The sequence below is a fragment of the Aquirufa sp. ROCK-SH2 genome (assembly GCF_054558315.1).
In genome coordinates, this window is record NZ_JBPXKB010000003.1 from 148,394 (window position 1) to 169,305 (window position 20,912).

General features: G+C 35.8%; 14 protein-coding genes. 4 read left to right on the top strand and 10 right to left on the bottom strand.

The window, feature by feature from the left end:
- Positions 1-21 precede the first annotated feature (21 nt).
- The 4 genes from V7S79_RS07780 to V7S79_RS07795 form a co-directional block, all read right to left on the bottom strand.
- Positions 22-3,675 (bottom strand): VCBS repeat-containing protein, encoded by a 3,654-nt coding sequence (locus V7S79_RS07780; RefSeq protein ID WP_459490009.1) that lies wholly within the window; start codon positions 3,673-3,675, stop codon positions 22-24.
- A 37-nt stretch (positions 3,676-3,712) separates the two neighbouring features.
- The gene (locus V7S79_RS07785) at positions 3,713-5,506 is read right to left on the bottom strand and encodes a RagB/SusD family nutrient uptake outer membrane protein (RefSeq protein ID WP_459490010.1); all 1,794 of its coding nucleotides are present in this window, start codon (positions 5,504-5,506) and stop codon (positions 3,713-3,715) included.
- A 69-nt stretch (positions 5,507-5,575) separates the two neighbouring features.
- Positions 5,576-8,758 carry a SusC/RagA family TonB-linked outer membrane protein gene (locus V7S79_RS07790; protein WP_459490011.1) on the bottom strand — a complete coding sequence of 1,061 codons (3,183 nt, stop codon included), beginning with the start codon at positions 8,756-8,758 and terminating at the stop codon, positions 5,576-5,578.
- 271 nt (positions 8,759-9,029) lie between these two features.
- Complete coding sequence (locus tag V7S79_RS07795) at positions 9,030-11,090, bottom strand: S9 family peptidase (RefSeq protein ID WP_459490012.1); 2,061 nt, start codon at positions 11,088-11,090, stop codon at positions 9,030-9,032.
- 136 nt (positions 11,091-11,226) lie between these two features.
- On the opposite strand from V7S79_RS07795, the gene V7S79_RS07800 reads away from it, so the two are divergent.
- From V7S79_RS07800 to lpcA, 4 genes are read left to right on the top strand one after another with little or no spacing between them, the layout of a single operon-like run.
- Positions 11,227-11,820, top strand: coding sequence for a LemA family protein (locus V7S79_RS07800; RefSeq protein ID WP_459490013.1), 594 nt, complete (start codon positions 11,227-11,229; stop codon positions 11,818-11,820).
- Positions 11,820-12,245 (top strand): TPM domain-containing protein, encoded by a 426-nt coding sequence (locus tag V7S79_RS07805; RefSeq protein WP_459490014.1) that lies wholly within the window; start codon positions 11,820-11,822, stop codon positions 12,243-12,245. Before V7S79_RS07800 ends, V7S79_RS07805 begins: the two co-directional genes overlap by 1 nt.
- A gap of 28 nt (positions 12,246-12,273) precedes the next feature.
- Positions 12,274-13,002 (top strand): TPM domain-containing protein, encoded by a 729-nt coding sequence (locus V7S79_RS07810; protein WP_459490015.1) that lies wholly within the window; start codon positions 12,274-12,276, stop codon positions 13,000-13,002.
- A gap of 26 nt (positions 13,003-13,028) precedes the next feature.
- Complete coding sequence (gene lpcA / locus V7S79_RS07815) at positions 13,029-13,607, top strand: D-sedoheptulose 7-phosphate isomerase (RefSeq protein WP_459490016.1); 579 nt, start codon at positions 13,029-13,031, stop codon at positions 13,605-13,607.
- 30 nt (positions 13,608-13,637) lie between these two features.
- On the opposite strand, the gene ftsA is transcribed toward lpcA, so the two are convergent.
- From ftsA to murD, 6 genes are all read right to left on the bottom strand, one after another.
- Positions 13,638-14,987 (bottom strand): cell division protein FtsA, encoded by a 1,350-nt coding sequence (ftsA, locus tag V7S79_RS07820; protein ID WP_459490017.1) that lies wholly within the window; start codon positions 14,985-14,987, stop codon positions 13,638-13,640.
- A 78-nt stretch (positions 14,988-15,065) separates the two neighbouring features.
- A complete protein-coding gene (locus V7S79_RS07825; protein WP_459490018.1) occupies positions 15,066-15,851 on the bottom strand; it encodes a cell division protein FtsQ/DivIB in 786 nt (261 codons plus the stop codon).
- Positions 15,852-15,866: 15 nt separating this feature from the next.
- Complete coding sequence (gene murC / locus V7S79_RS07830; protein WP_459490019.1) at positions 15,867-17,240, bottom strand: UDP-N-acetylmuramate--L-alanine ligase; 1,374 nt, start codon at positions 17,238-17,240, stop codon at positions 15,867-15,869.
- A complete protein-coding gene (murG, locus tag V7S79_RS07835) occupies positions 17,237-18,340 on the bottom strand; it encodes an undecaprenyldiphospho-muramoylpentapeptide beta-N-acetylglucosaminyltransferase (RefSeq protein WP_459490020.1) in 1,104 nt (367 codons plus the stop codon). Before murG ends, murC begins: the two co-directional genes overlap by 4 nt.
- 4 nt (positions 18,341-18,344) lie before the next feature.
- Complete coding sequence (locus V7S79_RS07840) at positions 18,345-19,517, bottom strand: FtsW/RodA/SpoVE family cell cycle protein (RefSeq protein ID WP_459490021.1); 1,173 nt, start codon at positions 19,515-19,517, stop codon at positions 18,345-18,347.
- Positions 19,507-20,841, bottom strand: a complete 1,335-nt coding sequence (gene murD / locus V7S79_RS07845; protein WP_459490022.1) for a UDP-N-acetylmuramoyl-L-alanine--D-glutamate ligase — start codon at positions 20,839-20,841, stop codon at positions 19,507-19,509. The genes V7S79_RS07840 and murD overlap by 11 nt, the downstream gene beginning before the upstream one ends.
- Positions 20,842-20,912 lie beyond the last annotated feature (71 nt).

Below are 20,912 nucleotides of genomic sequence, written 5' to 3' on the forward strand. Positions count from 1 at the left end.
TTTAACAAAAACGCATAAATATTAGTTGGCTATCGTTCTAGTAATTTGTTGTTTTTGATTTGTGATTTTAATATTTGAAATACTTGAATTCAACCAAAGCCTCTGGCCATTTTGAGACATATAGGTTGTTCCCATTGGGAATTCTTCTTTTCTTTTTTTGCCATTTTTTAGCGTTAATAAGGCAGAAAACTCATTGTTATTGATTAAAATATCTTTGACCGATTTGTTCAATTGATAAGTTTTTAATTTACCTAAATTTTGAGAATTCATTAATAGGAGAGCGCCATTGCTTGATTTGATTTTGACCAAGGCTTTACTGTCGCCATCCATGTTAATTCCACTTTTCGTCAAGGCAATTTCTCTAAATTTACCTTGCCCATTCCCTTTTAACAATAATCCTTTGGAAGCATCCAATCTACCAGTGCTGATTTCATTGCCATAATCATTTCCACTAATGACCATATCTAAGTTTCCATCTTCATCAAAATCCTGTACTTGTATGGCTAAAATAGGAGCAATTTGCGCTAAACGTGGCAAAGCAAAAATTCGGAATTTTCCACCACCCAGGTTTTCAATGTAACTTGAGTTCATCCAATTCGCTTCTAATACCATCGCTTTTTTTAATTCTTCCGCAGTTAATACGTCTGAAATGCTTGCTACCGCATATTTTGCGAATGTATCGAATCGTTTTCTTGTTTGAATAAATTGTTTGGTTAAATCATCTCTTGTGTTAAATGGAAACTCTTTTTTATTTCCCTCTTGATCTTTGAAGAAAATGGTAGGAATGGCATCATAAGTGCCATCTCCATTGAAATCCGCTGAGTATATTTTCGCAGGAGTTTTGTCGCTAGCTCTATGTAAAGTGTTTTGACCTAAGTTGCCAGCCACATAATCCATATCACCATCATTGTCGAAATCGCCAGCAGTAATACTATTCCACCAGCCCATTTTGTGCTCAATGCCTGTTTCTTTGCTAATAGAAGTCAATTTGCCTCCTTTATTTTTAAACATCTGTATAGGCATCCATTCTCCTGCTAAGATTAAATCTTGCCATCCGTCATTGTCAAAATCCGACCAAATAGCATCACAAATTAATCCGATATTGGAAAGTTCTGGTGCTACTTTGGATGTAACATCTGTGAATTTTAGTCGAGGTGATTCATTTCTAAGAATATAACTACTAACAGGTTTTGGATAAAAACCTGGTTCTACTCTGTTACCTATGAACAAATCTAAATCACCGTCGTGGTCGAAGTCGGTAGCTTTAACACATGAGCCGCTTTTGGTGAAAGCAGGTAAAATAGTTTTATTTTCTGTGAAATTTCCTTTGCCATCATTCAAATAAATTCTATCCTTATAGCCAGGATCCATCAAAGGTAATTCATTGCTGCCACTGACAAGATAAAGGTCTAAATCCCCATCATTTTCAATGTCAAACAACAAGGATCCCATATCTTCTTGGGTCTTGGAATAGCCATTTTCTATTTTAACCAAATCTTTGGAATGGAATTTTCCCGATTTATCCTGAATCAAAAATTGGCCTGAATGCCTCGTCGATCCTCCAATAAAAACATCTTCTAATTGATCACCATTGATATCTCCAACAGCCAAGCATGGACCTTGTTGGGAGAATTTGTGAGGCAGTAATTTTTGATTATTGAAATCGATGATATCGTCTTCTATATGCACGTAGGGAATATTTAGTTGCTCTGAGATATCAGTAAATAAAGTGTTTGTCGCCTTTTCGGTCTTTTGTACAAATTGAGCATTTTTTTCTTCCAAAGTAATCAATTGATTCGAAGGAATATTGCGCATGATTTGTGTTTTACCATTTGGCCAATGGACCTTCAACTCATTTATTTTTTGATTGTCTCCTAAACCAAAATGAGCGATACTTTCAACAGTCGACAAATAGCCTCTGTATGGATTGTATTCGTAAAATTGCTTTTGATCTTTTCCATATTTAATTTCTAGGGTAGCACCAAGGCCTTGTATGTTTTGCCCCGAACCTTTTAATTTTACTCGTAAGTAGTGACTTTTTTCAGGGGCTATTTGTATGGCATTGTTTCTGTAAACTGATGCTGAATCATTGATGTTATTTACTACATAATCCAAATCTCCATCATTGTCTAAATCTGCGTATGCAGCCCCATTTGAAAAACTTGGTTTTTTGATACCCCATTTTTTGGATACATCATCAAAACCTAAATTACCATTATTTTTAAATGCGAAATTTGGGATTTTAACAGACGAAATCATGTCCAAGAGAAATTGTGGTTCTGCAAAATTCCCCTTTTCTGCTCTGTAAACCATGAAATCTTGTTCGGTGATATCTTTTGGGAATCCATTGGTAATAATAATGTCTCTTAGACCATCATTGTCAAAATCTGTCACCATGGGTGTCCAGCTCCAATCTGTTTCTGCTACACCAGCAAATAAACCAATTTCACTAAAGGCTGGAATTCCTGTTTTAGGATCCTTCCCTCTATTTAATTGCAAAGTATTTCTTGGAAATTGAAAGGTATAGCCATATTTATCATTGTTTTGGTAGGTCTGATAATTATTGGCCATGGTTAACATTTTCTTGCGGTAATTATCTGCTGCCATCATGTCTACCGCTATGATATCCACTAATCCATCGTTATTGATGTCATTGACATCATTGCCCATGGCTGAATGAGATGTGTGCTTAAAATAGGAGGGAGCTTGATCTTGGAATCCAGTATGTTTCCCATTTTTATGTTGGTTGATATATAGTAAGTCGTTGCTTAAATAATCATTGGTTACATAAATGTCTTTCCAGCCATCTTGATTAATATCAGTAATATTGACTCCCAAACCAAAACCTTCAATGAGTATACCTTCTTCTTTGGAAACATCCGTAAAATGGGCATGTTTTGTTTTAGGGTCATAATCGTTTCGGTAAAGTCGATCGGTTAATCGAGATGAGCCATCGATGATTTTCGGATGATACATATTGGGATAATGTATGTCTGCCATTTCATCTACAATGACATAAAGATCTAAATCGCCATCATTATCGTAATCGAAGAAATTCGCATTGGTAGAATGCGTTGTATCTGCAATGCCATATTCTTCGGCTAAATTTTTAAAGCTAGGTATTCCGTTTTTGTCAATCCCTTGATTGACGTATAAGATGTTGGCTCTTTCTTTTGCTACTTTTTTCACCGTCGAGCACACGTAAATGTCTAAAAGATTGTCGTTATTAATGTCAACTAAAGTTACACCCGAGTTCCATTGACCTTCACCATTTGTGTGGGATTCATTGGTTACATCTTTGAAATTTAATTGATTGTTTTTACCTACACCTTGATTGAGGTATAATTTATTTTCTACCTGGTTACCTGTAAAATAGATATCCACCTTATTATCATTATTGAAATCTCCTAATGCAACGCCTCCGCCATTGTAGACATATTCAAAAGTTAAAATATTCATGGTGTCATTTTCAGTAATCCGATTGGAGAATTGGATTCCTGTTTCAGCCGGTTCTAATTCAGTGAAAAGTGTGTTTTCCTCTGATTGACAGCTTATAAAAATTAGAATACTTGAAATAGTGAATATACTTGCTAGGGTAGATTTGATATTCATAAATGCTTTGGTGAAATTTTTATAAAAATAGCTAAAAAAAAGAACAGAGACGACATTTGCCATCTCTGTTCTTTGAAAAATTAGAATATTTTCCTGTTTACTATTTGTAAGAAGGATCTTGCTCTAAAGTTGCTTTTCCATCTTTCTCAGAACGGTCAATTGCCTCTTGAGGAAGTGGGAAGAACTCGTGCTTACCTTTTACGAAGTTAGCACCTTTTTTGTACACACGCTTAGTAGCTTCAACAGCATTGTATTTGTTCAATACCTCTGCTGAAACTCCCCATCTTTGTAAGTCAAAGAAACGGTGACCTTCCATACCGAACTCTAAACGAGTTTCGAAACGAACAGCTTTACGAGCAACATCTTTGTCAGTCCAAGTTCCAGTATAGTTATTGATTACATAATTAGCAGCTGGAACTGGTTTTCCGTTTCCGTCAAATACCAAGGTATAAGCGTCACGAGTAGCACCTTGAACAGCTTTTTGAACAAATCCATCTGGATTAGCTGCACGAGTTCTGATTTGATTAACCAAAGCACGAGCTTTCTCTAAGCTTCCGATTTCTACTTCACACTCAGCCAACCATAATAATACCATGCTATAACGCAACATTCTATAGTTGTTTGAAGTTAAGTTACCCCAACCGTTGATTCCTGTAAATGCTTTAGAAGGAATGTGTTTCTTAGGTGAGTAAGGACCCGCATAAGTTTGGTCACGGATGAAATCCACATTGTGAATTTTATAGTCGATAAATAAGATACCTCTACGACCAACGGTATGGTCTAAACGTGGGTCTAATTCACCTGTATAAGGAGTATAAGCATCTTCTAATTTTTTACCTTGGTCATTAGTTACATCGCTATTATTGAATGTATCCAACATTGGTAATCCGTTTTCAGTTTTGAAAGCGTTAACCAAGTTTTGAGACGGTTGGTAGAAACCACAACATCCCCAAGGTGAAGCGTAAGGGTGAGCAAGACCCACACCTGCGTTAGCAGCATCTGCGTTAGCAGAAGAAGAAGCGTACTGAATTTCAAAGATAGACTCAGCATTGTTACGAGTGCTAGCATCGTGGTTATCTCTGTAAAGATCTACCAATTTGAATTTACCACTGTTAACGATTTCTTCTAAGATTGCTTTTGCTTCTGTTAATTTAGTTGCATTAGCAGCACCTGTTGAAATATTCCAACCTTGGAACATTTTAGCTTTTGCTAATAAAGCTTTAGCAGCCCATTTTGTTGGACGACCTACTTGAGCTTGCTTATCTGGTAATACAGCAGCAGCAGCAGTCAAATCAGCTTCAATTTTAGCCCAAGCTTGTGGGTTAACTGGAACTTTAGTTGACTCAAGGTCATTCAAGTTATAGATAGTCTCATCGATGTAAGGAATGTTTTTGAACATTTTCTTAGCCTCGAAGTGAAACAATGCTCTCAAGAATTGAGCTTCTGCTTTGATTTGAGTAGCTCTCTCTGGTGCGATATCTTTTACAGCTTTTAATGTATTGATTGCATCATTTGCACGAGCAACACCTTTGAACAAACCTCTGTATTTGTTCTTGATATGACCATTCGTTGCTTGGAAATCCCACTTCTCTAAGAAAGATTCTTCCGGTTGGTCACCAGCGTCAGTTCCTTTGTAAGCATCATCCGAAGTTAAACCACCGAATACCCAGTTTTGGATATCATTCTCCCAAGGAGCTTGGTCATCTAAACCTTGACCATCAAGCATGGCATAAGCACCTAAAAGTACGCCTTCAACACCCTTAGCCGTTTGTAAGGCTGATGGGCTATATTGAGCTTGCGGCTGACGAGTTAAGAATTCATCACTACATGCAGTAGCAATTCCTAAAACGAAACCAGCTGACAAGAACATTTTTAAAATATTATTGCGTTTCATATTTCTATTTTTATTAAAAATTTACAATGTTCAAACTTTATAATTATCTGTATTCTAAAGAATTACAAATTAAAATCCAAGGTTAACACCTAAGATGAAAGTTCTAGATACTGGCATATAACCACCATCAAAACCAATTGTATTATCAGCACCAGTTTGGATTTCAGGGTTAAGTCCTGAATACTTCGTAAACGTAGCTAAATTTTGTGCTTGTACATAAATTTGAGCATTGTCTAAACCAAATTTCTTACCGATAGAACGAGGTAAATTATAAGTTAATTGAACATTCTTGATACGTAAGTATGAACCATCTTCTAAGAAATAGCTTGAAGGACGGCTTGATACTTGGTCATTCGCATCCATGATAGGTACAGTACCGCTAGGGTTACTTGGTTGCCAAGCTTCATATAATGCACGCTTAGAACGGTTACCTTGGAAAGTATTGAAATCAGAGAAATAACGAGTATAGTTGAAGATCGAGTTACCTTGAGATCCGTTTGCAAATACAGTTAATTCAAATGCTTTGTATCCTAAATTCAAGTTCAAACCATAAGTGAAATCTGGGTGTGGTGAACCGATGATCGTACGGTCAGCATCTGTGATTTTTCCATCACCATTGATATCAGCATATTTGAACTTACCAGCTTTGTTATAATCCTCATAAGGAGCCCAAGCTTTTGCTTCAGCATCTGATTGGAAAATACCTAAAACTTTGTATCCGTAGAATGAAGAAACTGGTAATCCAGCTTGAGTCAAAGTTACAGCAGGAACACGAGAACCATATCCGAAATAACGAGTATTTGGAGATGCATCTAATTTATCTACTGTATTTTTGTAAGTTGATAAGTTACCTGAAATAGTGTAACGTAAATCTCCTACTGAATTTTTGTAGCTAATTCCTAAGTCAACCCCTTTGTTAGTCATTTGACCTACGTTGAAAGCTGGAGCTCTTGCATCACCTGCAGAGAAAGTAATTGGAGTTGTGAATAACATATCTGATGTTACACGATTCCAAACGTCAACTTCCAAAGTTAAGTGATTGTCTAATAAAGCAGCATCTAAACCGAAGTTAGTTGAAGTGGTAGTTTCCCATTTCGCGTTTGGATTTCCGAATGCGTTCGCATCATAACCAATTGCTGGAGTAGTTTGAGAACCATCGATTGGGTAACCAGCGTGGAAAATGTCCGCACGGTAGGTAGTATACGCATTGTAATTACCAATTTTTTGGTTACCTGTTTTACCCCATCCGAAACGTAATTTTAAGTCATTAACAAAAGAAAGTTGATCTTTCATGAAGCTTTCTTCTGATAAACGCCATCCTAAAGAGAATGCAGGGAAAAGTGCATTACGAGAAGCAGATAAGAATCTAGAAGAAGCGTCATTTCTAACAATTGCTTGAACTAAATATTTGTCGCCGTATGCATAGTTGAATTTACCAAATTGAGAAGATAAAGTGTAATCACTTCCTACGCTACCGCTGTTTGAAACTTTAGTAGGATCTCCTAAGTCTAAATAACCCATGATAGAAGGAATTTCGAAAGCATAACCATTACGACCTGCTTGGAAATACTCTCCAAATTGCTTGATTGCTTCCACACCCACATAAGCATCTACTTTATGAATATCATTGAAAGTTTTGCTGTATGATACAGTGTTTTGCCATACCCATTGGTAATCGTAGCTAGTAGTTGAAGTCGATCCATTGTTGAAACTACCTTCAATGTACTCTGGATTAGCACGTCCTAAGTATTTACCATTACTTGTAGTGATGTCAACACCAAAACTAGTTTTAGCAGTAACACCTGGAATGATATCAAACTCAGCGAATACGTTACCAAATGCTCTCATACTATAACGTCTGTTATCAGCCTCACGAGCCAAAGTAGCATAAGGGTTAGAGTTATTACCTAAGTTAGCTCCACGGCTACCAGCAAAGTTGCCAGCGATGTCATAGATAGGTAATAATGGATGGTGCTTGTAAGAACCAGAAACAGCATTTTGCTCTTCGTTGTTACTGAAACCACCTTTACGGTTATCTACCGCCATTGTGAAGTTTTCACCTACACGTAATCTTTTGTTGATAGCAGAAAATTCAGTGTTTGAACGTAATGTATAACGATCATAACCGATGAATTTAACCACACCATCTTGACTAAACATACCTAATGATAAAGCATATTTACTGTTTTCAGTACCACCAGTTGCACTCAATTGGTAGTTTTGAATAGGTGCTGTTTGCGTCAAAGCTCCCCACCAATACGTATCTGCAGATTTAGTAATTGCATAGATATTGTCAGGAGTTAAAGAGTATAATTTTGGATCTACACCAGCAGAACCTGCTTTTCCAGCAGATGGGAAAACGTAATCTGGAATAGAAACCTCTCCATTAGAACCAAATGTATATTGTCCGTGAGAAGGAGTTTTTCCAGCATATTTATCAGCTAAGTACAAGTATTGACCTAATTCTTTTGCATTTAATGATTGAACATCATTAGCAACTTTTTGAGTACCATAGTATGCATTGAAAGAGATTTTCGGTGCACCTGTTTTACCTTTTTTAGTTGTGATGATAACAACACCATTCGCTGCACGAGAACCATAGATAGAAGAAGCAGAAGCATCCTTCAAAATTTGGATAGTCTCGATATCGTTCGGGTTCAAGTTACCTTGGTTTTCAGTAGGAGTACCGTCAATGATGAACAATGGATCATTGTTACCAATTGTACCAAAACCACGAATACGTACTGTTGCGTTACCACCTGGAGTTGCATCATTTACGATAGTCACACCAGAAGCACGACCTTGTAATTGTTGAGCAAAAGTAGTAGCAGGAACAGATTGTAAATCTTTCGCTTGAACAGTTGTTACTGCACCAGTGATTTCTCTTTTAGATTGAGAACCGTAACCTGTTACAACAACTTCGTTTAATGTAGAAGTTTCTTCTGCTAAACGTACAGTGATAGAAGTTTGGCTTCCAACTTTAACGTCTTGAGACGCAAATCCTACTGAAGAAACGGATAAAATGCTGTTTCCATCAGTAACAGCAATAGAGAAGTTACCGTTTGCATCGGATGCAACACCCGTTTTAGAACCTTTAACGATAACTGAAGCACCAGGAATGCCATCGCCATCTTTTGCAGCAACGACTTTACCTGTAATCTTTTTACTTTGAGCGACTGCCGCATGACTCCACAAAAATAGAGCCGTGATTGCAAATACACTCGTTAATTGAGTTAGTAATTTGTTTTTCATAAAATTTTGTTTTGATAAAAAATGTGAAAAATTGATAATTCTGTAATTGAATAGTTTTTAGTTGACCTCCTTTCTTGATTAAATTTTCTACTTAATTAAATACTAAATTATCTTTATTGATTTACAATAAGTCCCAAAAATTGCACTTAATTGTCGGAAAACCAAAATAATCCCATATTTTTTTGTATTATTTTGTTTAAAATGTATCCGAAATTTTCTTGGATATCAATAAGTGTAGGTATATATATTCAAATTATTGCGGTTAGTTTCTTTAATTAATCAATCCTATCAAGAAAGCATACTCTTTAGCTATATCTTTAAATCGATTGAATCTACCTGATGCACCCCCATGTCCCGCTGTCATGTCGCAATCAAGTAATAATAGGTTGTTGTCTGTTTTTAATTTTCTCAATTTTGCAACCCACTTGGCGGGTTCCCAATATTGTACCTGAGAATCATGCAAACCTGTTGTAACCAATAGATTAGGGTAATTTTTTGCTGTTACATTATCATAAGGCGAATATGATTTCATGTAATGATAATGTTCTTCGTTTTTGGGATTTCCCCATTCTTCCCACTCACCTGTGGTCAACGGAATACTTTCGTCTAACATAGTTGTAACTACATCTACAAAAGGGACCGCTGCAATGACTCCTTTGTATAACTCTGGTGCCATATTACAAATGCCTCCCATCAACATTCCTCCTGCTGATCCCCCTTGAGCAAATAAGGCATCAGGAGCCACATACTTATGCTGAATTAAAAATTGGGAACAGTCGATGAAATCATAAAATGTATTTTTCTTTTTCATCATCTTGCCCTCCTCGTACCAATGTCTTCCCATTTCTTGCCCACCTCGTACATGCGCAATCGCAAAACTGAAACCTCGGTCTAATAAAGAAAGTCGACTGCTCGAAAAATAAGGGTCTATGCTATGTCCGTAAGAACCATAGGCATATAAGAGCAATGGGTTTTTTCCATTGGGTTTGAATTCCTTTTTATAAACCAAGGAAACCGGAATCTGTGTATTGTCTCTAGCCGTTACCCAAATTCGTTCACTCTGATAATTATTTCGATCAAAGGTGCCAAGGACTAATTCTTCTTTCAATAGTGTACTTTCGCTTGTATTTGTATCAAAATCAAAGACTGAATTGGGACTAGTTAAGCTGGTGTAATTGTAGCGAATTTTTTTGCTTTGATAATGTGCATTTTGACCCAAACTTACCTGATAAACCGCTTCTGGCATTTGAATGATTTCAGATTTACGGTTATCATTTGAAATGATGTGAATTTGGTTTAATCCATTAAATTTCTCTTCAATCGCAATGAATTCCTCAAATACTTCAAAGTCTTCAATTAAAACATCTTTTTTATGAGTCAAAAGGGGGTGCCAATTTTTTAAATTCCAATCTTCCTGAATATGGCATTGCATCAATTGAAAATTGACCGCTTGGTTGGCATTGCAACGAATGATGAAATGATTGTTTTGATGTTCCAAAAAATATTCCAGGCCATCCATTCTTTCTTGAAATACTTTAAACTCTTCCAAAGGTTTTGAGGCTTCTAAAATTCGGTATTCAGAAGCAATCCCTTGTTGACTGGATAAATTATATATGTATTTCTTTGATTTAGACCGATAAAGACCCATGTAGAATTGAGGGTCTTTTTCTTCATAAACCATGACGTCATTTTTCGGGTCTTCTCCTAATCGATGTCTAAAAACTTGCGAGGCCAATAAGGTTTGATTATCTCTTTTTAAATAAAAGAAATAATCGCTATTAGCAGACCAAGCATAGCTGCCGCCTTCCGTGTTTTCTATGGTTTCAGGGAAATAGTCTCCCGTTTCAAGATGTAAGAATTTTACCTGATAATTTCTTCTGCTTAATTCATCGGTGGCAATGGCCAGATACTTGTCGTTGTCGCTCAAACTCAAGCCGCCAATATGAAAGTAATCTTTGTCTTTTCCCAATTGATTCCCATCAATCAAAATTTCTTCAGGCGATTCAAGGTTATTTCTTTTTCGACAATAAATGGGGTATTCACCACCTTTGACAAATTTGGTATAAAACCAATCTTTTCCATTGAAATAAGGAACAGATGAATCATCCTCTTCGATACGATTTTTCATTTCTTGAAAAAGTGATTCTTTCAAGTCCGAAATAGGCGAAAATGCTTTTTCTGTATAGGTATTTTCCGCATTTAGATAATCAATCACTTCTTTGTTTCCAGGGTCATTTAACCAATAATATGGATCAATGCGGGTATCACCATGAATGGTAAGAAGCTCAATTTTTTCTGTTGCGATGGGAGGATTGGGGATGTTCTTAATCATGGTGCAATTTACTAATCAAAATTGTTTATCCTTTATTTTGAACTTTTATCCTGTAAAAATGATTTTGATACAAAAATGCAAAAGGGATGCTTTGAATTAGCTACATTTGCATGTTAAAATTTTAAAAATTAAAACAATGAACAAAAAACTTTGGATCGTATTAGGTGCTATTGCTCTCGTTATTTTCTGGGGTATTGGTGCTAGAAATGGAATGGCAACAAGTGATCAAGAAGTAAAGGCTTCTTGGGCCAATGTACAGAGTGCTTATCAACGTCGTGCGGATTTGATTCCGAATTTAGTTAAGACAGTACAAGGAGTTGCAAATTTTGAAAAGTCGACTTTAACTGCAGTTATTGAGGCTCGTGCAAGTGCGACTCAAATGAAATTAGATGCGAAGGATTTAAGTCCAGAAAATGTAAGCAAATACCAGGCTGCCCAGTCTTCCTTAGGAGGCGCTTTAGGACGTTTAATGGTTGTTGCTGAAAATTATCCTCAATTAAAAGCAACTGAAAGTTTTTCAGAATTGCAAGCTCAATTAGAAGGAACTGAAAATAGAATTAAAGAAGAGAGAGATGTATTTAATAGTACGGTGAAAGATTTTAATTCGAAGGTTGTAACGTTTCCTAATAATTTAATCGCTTCTTTTTCTGGCTTTACAGAGAAAGGTTTTTTCCAAGCGGAGGCAGGTTCAGAAAAAGCACCTGAAGTAAATTTTGACGAAAAAAAATAATGCATTTAAGCGAAATTCAACAAGCAGAAGTTTTATTGGCTATTCAGGAAGCAGAATTAAAAACCTCTGGTGAAATTCGTGTGCATGTAGAAAGTCATTGTGAAGGGCACCCCGTCGAAAGGGCGAAGGTGCTCTTTTTTGAATTAGGCATGGACCAAACTGATTTGCAGAATGGTGTTTTATTATACTTGGCCACCAAAGATCGTAAATATGCCATCATTGGAGATAAAGGGATAGATGCTAAAGTTCCATTGAAATTTTGGGAAGAAATTCGTGATGAAATGAAACCCATTTTGGCGACCAATGAATTTGGGAAAGCTTTAGCATTAGGTGTCAATCGAATTGGTAAAGTTTTGGTTGAAAGTTTCCCCTATTTAGAAGGAGATGTGAATGAATTGAGTAATGATATTTCTTACGGTGTTTGATAGGATGCGACAATTGAAACTTCTTTTTTTGGGATTATGCCTTTTTAATGCTTATTTTGGATTCGCGCAATCTAGCATTCCAGAAAAACCCAATGCGTATGTATTAGACTTATCTTCCAAATTGAATTCGGAAGAAAAAAATTCCTTAGAGCTCAAACTTAGATCTTACGCAGATTCTACTTCAACACAATTTGTCATAGTTGTCATTCCAACCACAGAGGGAAGAGATCCTTATGATTATGCCATGGAAATTGCTCAAACGTGGGGTGTTGGCCAAAAAGGTAAAAACAATGGGGTTGTTATATTAATTGCTTCAGAGGATAGAAAAATAAGAATTGTAACAGGAAGGGGAATTGAGGATGTTTTGCCAGATGCAATTTGTAAAAGAATTATCAATCGAATTTTGAAACCTGCTCTTCAAAGAGATGCTTATTTCGAAGGCTTAGATTTGGCTACTACAGAGATGATGCAAAGGGCGAGTGGCAGTTTTAAAAATGATCAAGAAAGTGAAGGTGAAAATCAAGGAATTCCACCTGTTTTAATTCTATTTTTACTTTTTGTAATTTTGTCGATTATCAACGCTTTTCGAAACCGAGGAGGTGGGAGAGGGCCAGGGAGCAATGGTGGCGGAATGTTTTTTCCTCCAATCTTTTTAGGCGGAGAAAGTTCTCGAGGAGGTTCTTTTGGTGGAGGTAGTTCTTTTGGTGGATTTGGAGGAGGAAGCTTTGGAGGTGGTGGCGCCGGAGGTGATTTTTAATCGTACATCTAATAATTGTTATTATTTTGAAAGATATCATTCGACAAAATTTAGAGGAAGCTCAAAAAGTCTTAACAGATTTTTTAAGTAATCCCCAACAAATTCAACAAATTGAATCAGTCGCAGCATGCTTGGTAGAAGCATTGCAGGCAGGTAATAAAATCTTATCGTGCGGAAATGGAGGAAGTCATTGTGACGCCATGCACTTTGCGGAGGAACTATCTGGTAGATACCGAGAGAATCGACCCGCTTTAGCTGCCATGGCCATTTCAGATCCTTCGCATATTACTTGTGTAGGGAACGATTTTGGGTATAATTACATCTATTCAAGATTTATTGAAGGATTGGGAATTTCAGGTGATGTGCTTTTTGGTATATCTACGAGTGGTAATTCAGAAAATATCATTGAAGCTGTCAAAGCAGCACAAAACAAGGGTATGAAAGTTGTTTTGTTGACGGGCAAGGATGGAGGTCAATTAGCTCAATTTCAAAATGTATTGGAAATTCGAGTAGATCATTTTGGATTTGCAGATCGAATCCAAGAAATTCATATTAAGATTATTCATATTCTCATTCAATTGATAGAGAAGCAATTATTTGCATAAAAAAAGGAGGACTTTAGTCCTCCTTTTTCTTTATTTTTCATCTGGATAATTTTCCTCTTCTTCATTACTTCCCATCAGAACTTCCACCGTTTTCTTTAATAAATCTTTAAAGCTTGGGCCTTTTGGTTTAGCAGCAGTTTGTCCACTTGGTATAGTTGGAGATTGTGGCAGTGTAGGGTTTGAAACTTCTTCTTCTACTTCTGGCTGATTCAATTGTTCAAAATACACTTGAACCAAACCAACGGCAGTGGCATAGGAAGGATCTTTGATTTCAGCTTCAATTTGTGCTGTACTCGCAAATGCCATAGGTTCTCCTATTCTCGATTCTAAACCAGTTACTTTTTGAATTAAATCTGCAATATCTGGTAATTGAGCACCTCCTCCAGTAATCACAATTCCACCTTTTAGTAATAATGGATCTGTAACTTTAGAAATTTCTACTAAAATAATCGCAGCAAGTTCTTTTATTCTTTCTTCGATGATAATAGCTAAATTTTTAACAGAAATAGGTGTCGGTTTTCTACCTGCAATTCCAGGGATTAAAACCACCTCATTGATATCAATTTCTTTACTTAGTGCCGAGCCAAATTTTGTTTTAAGTACTTCTGCATGTTCTAAAGAAACATTTAGACCAATTTGAATATCTTCTGTGATTCTATCGCCACCCCAATTAATTACTTTGGAATGTCTCAAACGGTTTTTAGTATAAACACTAATTTCAATGGTTCCACTTCCAATATCCACCAAAGCTACGCCTAATTGTTTCTCATCTAAATTAAGAACTGAGCTCGCTGTAGCCAATGGACTAAAATAGATATTACCCGTTTTTAAATGTTCAGATTGGGCAGAAATTAGGCATTGTTTTAAAATGTCATTCTTATTTTGATCCGCCGTAACAACGATGAAATCCGCTTTTATTTTAGATCCAATTTGCCCGATGGGTTCTAATGTTTCAGGTAAATTATCTACTTGAAAACCGATCGGTAAAGTATGTAATATGCAAGGATTTTTATCTGCATTGGATTTTTTCGCTTTATTAATGAGTTGAATTAATTCAGTTTCACTAACTGGCGACATGGCATTATCTCTTGCTTGAGTAATGGAAAATGTATTGACATTGATGTGGCTACCTGAAATATTTGAGCTGAAATAATAATCATTATTTTTCCCTTCGATCGTGCTAGCAATATTTTTTAAAGCCTCAGAAATCGCAGCAGAGGTTTTGTTGATATTGACAATATCACCATTGATGATATGACCAATTGTTTTTGATTTACCTATGGATAATATTTCTAGTTTGTTTTCAGTTGATTGTCTTCCAATAACGGCCCTAACGAATGAGCTACCAATGTCCAATCCGATGATTAAATCATTACGCATATTTCTATTTATCTATTAAATTTTAGCACACAAGTGTTTTCCAATGCCTACAAACTTTAAAACTACTGATAAATCAGCTTAATCACAAATAAGCTGATTTTTATATTTTAATCTTACCCAACTGTAGGTATTCCATCCTCTGTTGGGGATTATTTGTTTATAAAAAATGGCAAGTTTTTTAAATTTATTTTCAATATTGATGGGAAGACCAAAATCGATATTAGTTGTTCCAAAAGTTGGGACAAGTATGATTCCTCCATCATTCGCAACAACTACTTGGGAGATTTGGGCTTTCCAAAATTCATTTTCATTGATGTATTCAAATAAGGGTAACAAAGTTTTCCCCTTATCATCTTTTAAATCCTTTCGATTTGATTTGAAATAATCACCAGTAACGACTAAAACTCTTGGTGTAAATAATGAACTAGTTCCAATGAAATTACCTTCTGCAGTGACATATTGATCCGGTTGTGTGGAAAGTTCTGAAGTTGATCTAAGAATTCGGGCGATGGGGCTAAATTCTTTGACTGAAACAATGATTTTTCCACTGAAATCAAAATGCGCTTCACATGATTTAACCAATGGTATTTTTTTTACACTTTGTTCCATTCTATGCAGAGAAATTACTTCTAGCGGTTTATCTTCAAAATATCTGGTACCTTCTTCAGTAATAACTTGGTTAATGTGTTTTTTAGAAAGCAGTGGTTTTTCATTTTCTGAATCAAGTTTAACGATGATTCCCGTGCATTTGGATTCTTGATAAGAGTACTGAGCAAAAGCGATCGCAGAAACCCAAATACTAATTAGTAAAATTAGACTGGTTAATTTTTTTAAATAAAATATTTTCTTTTTATCGAAAGCCATTGGTCTGAAATAGAACTAAAATATGTTAACGAGATCTGGTAAAATCAAGTCAATGTCACCTGCACCTAAGGTAACCAATAATCTTGGTTTTTCTGACTTCATTTTTTGAATAAAATCAGTTTTACTAATTACTTGTTTATGATTTGATGGAATTTTGCTTAAAAGTAATTCAGAATTGATTCCTGGAATAGGCAATTCTCTAGCTGGATAAATATCTAATAAATATATATCATCTGCTAATCCTAGACTTTGCGCAAAATCTTCTAAAAAGTCTTTGGTCCTAGAAAATAAATGCGGTTGAAAGATGACCGTTAATTTTTCCCCAGGATATAAAGCTTTAATGGAAGATAAAGTCGCCCTTATTTCCGTAGGATGGTGCGCATAATCATCGATTAACACATGTTTTTCTGTTTCCACATGGTACTCGAAACGTCTTTTTACACCTTTAAAGGTATCAATTCCTGATTTGATTTTTTCTGGACTCACGCCGACAAACATGGCCAATGCAGCTGCTGCTAAAGCATTTTCTATATTATGAAAGCCTGGAATTCTCATTTGAATATGTTCTATAATTCCATCGGGATAGACCATATCAAAAACCATTCGATGATTTTCTATTTTTAAATTTTGAGCAAAATAATCTCCTTTGTTTAGTCCAAAGCTGATTTTTTGATGTTTTGATTGCAAGTTCAATCCTTCCTTTTGAATGAAAAACCCATTCGGCTGTATTTGGTTGACAAAAAGTTGAAAGGATTCCAAAACTTGTTCTGCCGCGCCATAAATATCTAAATGATCGGCATCGGTGGAAGTTACCGTAGCTCCTAAAGGATGAAGTGTTAAAAAAGATCGATCATATTCATCCGCTTCCACAACGCAAATCATATTTTCTTTTCCCTTATTGGGAATGAAATTGGTTCCGTAATTTTGTGTGATTCCCCCTAAAAAGGCTGTTACATTTTTGTTGGCATGAATTAAGAGGTGAGTTAAAAGACTGGAGGTAGTTGTTTTTCCGTGGGTTCCAGCAACAGCGAGTGTAGGGATTTGCTCCGTAATCCAACCTAAAATCTCAGATCTTTTCCAAAGTTTAATTCCGATATTTTCTAAATGATTTTTTTCAATGTGATCTTTTGGTATCGCAGGAGTGTAAATAAATAAGGTTGAATCCTGCTCCTGGATTATTTTAGCAGGTATTTGATTGATTGAATCTACATAATGAATATCCATGCCTTCCTGGCTAAGAAGGATTGTCAAAGGACTTTCTGTTTTATCATATCCCGCTACATAGAATCCATTTTGCAAGAACCATCTTGCAATGGCCGACATACCTATTCCTCCTATACCCAGAAAGTAGACATTTTTTAAATTAGAAAGGTTTATTTTTTGATTCATTGGGTAGCAAGTATCGATAAAATTGTTTGAGCTATTTCATTGGCAGCCTCAGGTTTGGCAAGTTTTTTACTTGATTCTTCCAACTCTTTAAGCAAAAAATTATTGTTTAAGGTATTCAAGGCTGTATCTACCAATTTTTCCTTGGCTTCGATGTCTTTCACTAAAATGGCTGCATTTTCAACTTCTAAACTTTTAGCATTTTGTGTTTGATGATCTTCAGCTGCGGAAGGTAAAGGCACCAACACACTTGCTTTTCCAGCTAAACATATTTCTGAAACAGATAAGGCACCCGCTCGTGAAATGACTAAATCCGCCATGGAATAGGCAAAATCCATTTCATAAATAAATGCTGAAACGTAGGCTTTTAAAGAAGGTGTTTTTGTTACAGCAGCCTTTGCTTCTTTTTCAAATGGTATACCTGTTTGCCAAATAATTTGGCAAGGATTGGAAAGGAATTTATCTAATCCTGCTAAAATTGCTTGATTGATGCTTCTTGCACCTTGACTTCCGCCTATTATCAAGATGGTTGGAAGAGTAGGCTCTAATCCAAAAAACTCAGCAGCTTTTGCTTTTTTTTCTTTGGTTTCGATCAAATCTTTTCGCACGGGATTTCCTAAAAGTAGAATTTTTTCTTTCGGGAAAAATTGTTCCATTTTTGGATAGGCTACAAATATTTTCTCAGCTTTTGAAGCTAACAATTTATTGGTAATTCCTGCGTATGAATTTTGTTCTTGTATGACAAATGGGATACCCTTCATCCAAGCGGCGATCAACATGGGGCCAGAAGCGTAACCACCAACTCCGATGGCTAAATCAGGTTTGAATTCATTGATCAATGAAAAAGCTTTTGTTAAACTTTTTATTAATTTGAAGGGAAGCGCTAAATTTTTAAAAATACTTTGTCGATTAATTCCTGCAATTGGTAATCCAACGATATCATAGCCCGCTTTAGGAACTTTTTCCATTTCCATTTTGCCTTCTGCCCCAACGAACAAAAATTCAATCGATGCATCGATATCTTTTAAAGCATTCGCGATGGCGATAGCTGGATAAATATGTCCGCCTGTTCCTCCTCCTGAAATGATAATTTTTTTTGACATAGGTCTAGGCTTTCTCTTTAGGGGCTAAAAATTTTTCTTTATCACGGCTTACAGATAAGATTAATCCGATACTTATGGCTGTAAAAATAAGTGATGTACCTCCTGCGGAAATCATTGGCATAGGTTGTCCAGTAACAGGACCTGCGTCTACAGCTACTAACATGTTAATAAAAGCCTGTATAACTATGGAAAAAGTTAGGCCAGCCGAGAGTAATCCTCCAAATGGCTTTTCGCTAAATTTTACCGCACTGGCACCTCGATACATAAAGTAAATGAAAAAGATAGGCAATAAAATACCCGCTAATAAACCGTATTCTTCCAAAATAATCGCGTAGATAAAATCGGATTCGGCTTGGGATAAGAAATATTTCTGTTGACTTTTTCCGGGTCCTTTTGGGCTTAATGCTCCTGTGGCGATGGCAAATAAACTTCGGTGAATTTGGTAATCTTCTCCTAAGTTTTTGTTGGAATTTTTTTCATTTTCTCCAATTCTCTGAACGTAATTTTTAATACGCCCCTGAACCGTTTTAGCTCTTTGACCAATTCCTAAAACCACTACGCTGACCGCCAAAACCGCAAATAATCCGATTGTTTTGAAAATTTGTTTAAATGGAACTCTTCCGAAAATCATCAATACGATACTTGTTAAAAAAATCAAAATACTGGTTGAAAAGTTGGAAAGCATGATTAAAAAACAAGTAATTCCAAGTTTAATCAGAATGGATAGCATGACTTGCCATGTATAAGATTCAGGGTCAGCCTGCCTTGCACTAAAATCTCTGGCTAAACTGACCGTAAGGCAAAGTTTCGCCATATCAGAAGGCATGAAAGAAATAGGTCCTAGATCTATCCAGCGACTGGCTCCTCCTTTATTTTCACCAAAAACCAATGCGATAAGAATAAGTATCCAAGAGGCTCCAAGGGCAAAATTGCTAAGTTGAGCTATTTTACTATAATTTAATTTGGCAAAATATGACATCAAAACAAAGGAGAAAGCTAAAATGAAAAGTGTTTTTATAAACCCAGAAATAGGGTCTATAGGACTCATCATGACCATTCTACTCTTAGCAGAAAATTGTATCAATAAACCAAATAGATTCAATATGATGACGATAAACCAAATTTGGTAGTCACCCACAACGTATTTTTTTGTTATCTCAGCTATTTTATTTTCCATCTGTTAAGTGCTTTATTACCTCTTTGAATTTTCTGCCTCTATCTTCGTAGTTATTGAATAAGTCGAAACTCGCACAAGCAGGGGATAATAGAATGATATCATCCTCTTGGGCCCATTCAATACCTTTGGCTACGGCTTTTTCTAAATTATCAGTGGAATATATTTGTGGACAAAATCCTTTGAAATGATTTTCTAATTTTTGATTATCAATTCCAAGGCAAATTAGGCCTTTGACGTTATTTTTTACTAATTCATCCAATAGAGTATAATCATTTCCCTTATCAACACCGCCCATAATTAAAATGATGGGTTGTTTAAAGCTGTTTAATGCAAAATATACCGCATCTACGTTAGTTGCTTTAGAGTCGTTAATAAATTGAATTCCTTTCCAATTCCCACAAGGTTCTAAGCGATGTTCTGCATTGATGAAACTAGGTAAAGCCTGATGGATTTGTTCTTTAGAAACTCCGATGGCCAAACTGGCTAAAATGGCCGCAGACATATTGATGGCATTATGTGGGCCTTTTAATGGCGCTAATTTTAGATCAATGGATAATGTTGGTTTAATTTTTATTGTATCCTCTGATATAAAAGCAGTTGCATCGGTTTGTTGAGAACTAATGGTTTGAAGTTGCGATCCAGCAGGTATTAAATGATGGTATTTTGTGATAACTGGATCATCCATCCAAAAGATCGAAGTGCTTTCTTTATCAGCATTTTGGAAAATTCGGAATTTAGAATGAATATAATTTTCAAATTGATATTCATATCGATCTAAATGGTCTGGAGTAATGTTAATTAATACAGCAACATCTGGTTTGAATAGAAAGCATCGGTCCAATTGAAAGCTTGAAATTTCTAGTACATAATATTCGTGCTGATTTTCCATTACCTGCTTGGCAAAACTTTGTCCAATATTTCCAGCCAAACCAACCTTCAAACCAGCATTTTTTAATAAATGATAGGTTAAAAGGGTAGTGGTGGTTTTTCCATTGGAACCTGTTATGGCAATTATTTTAGCAGTTGTATATCTTGAAGCAAATTCAATTTCTGAAATCAACGAGATGTTCTGTTTCTTGATAGCTTGAACGATCGGATTTTTTTCGGGAATTCCTGGGCTAATGATTATCTCATCCGCTTCCAAGATTTTTTCGATGGAATGTTGTCCATCTTCGAATGGAATATTGTTTACAATCAATGTGTTTTTGAATGTATCTTTTAATTGACCTTGGTCGGAAAGAAACACCTCAAATCCTTTTGATTTAGCCAATAATGCAGCCCCAACACCACTTTCACCGCCACCTAAAATTATGATTTTTGACATTTGCAAAAGAACACTAAATGAATTGAAAAGAATTTATCTACAATTTAAAAAATGTCTATGACTAATGAAAA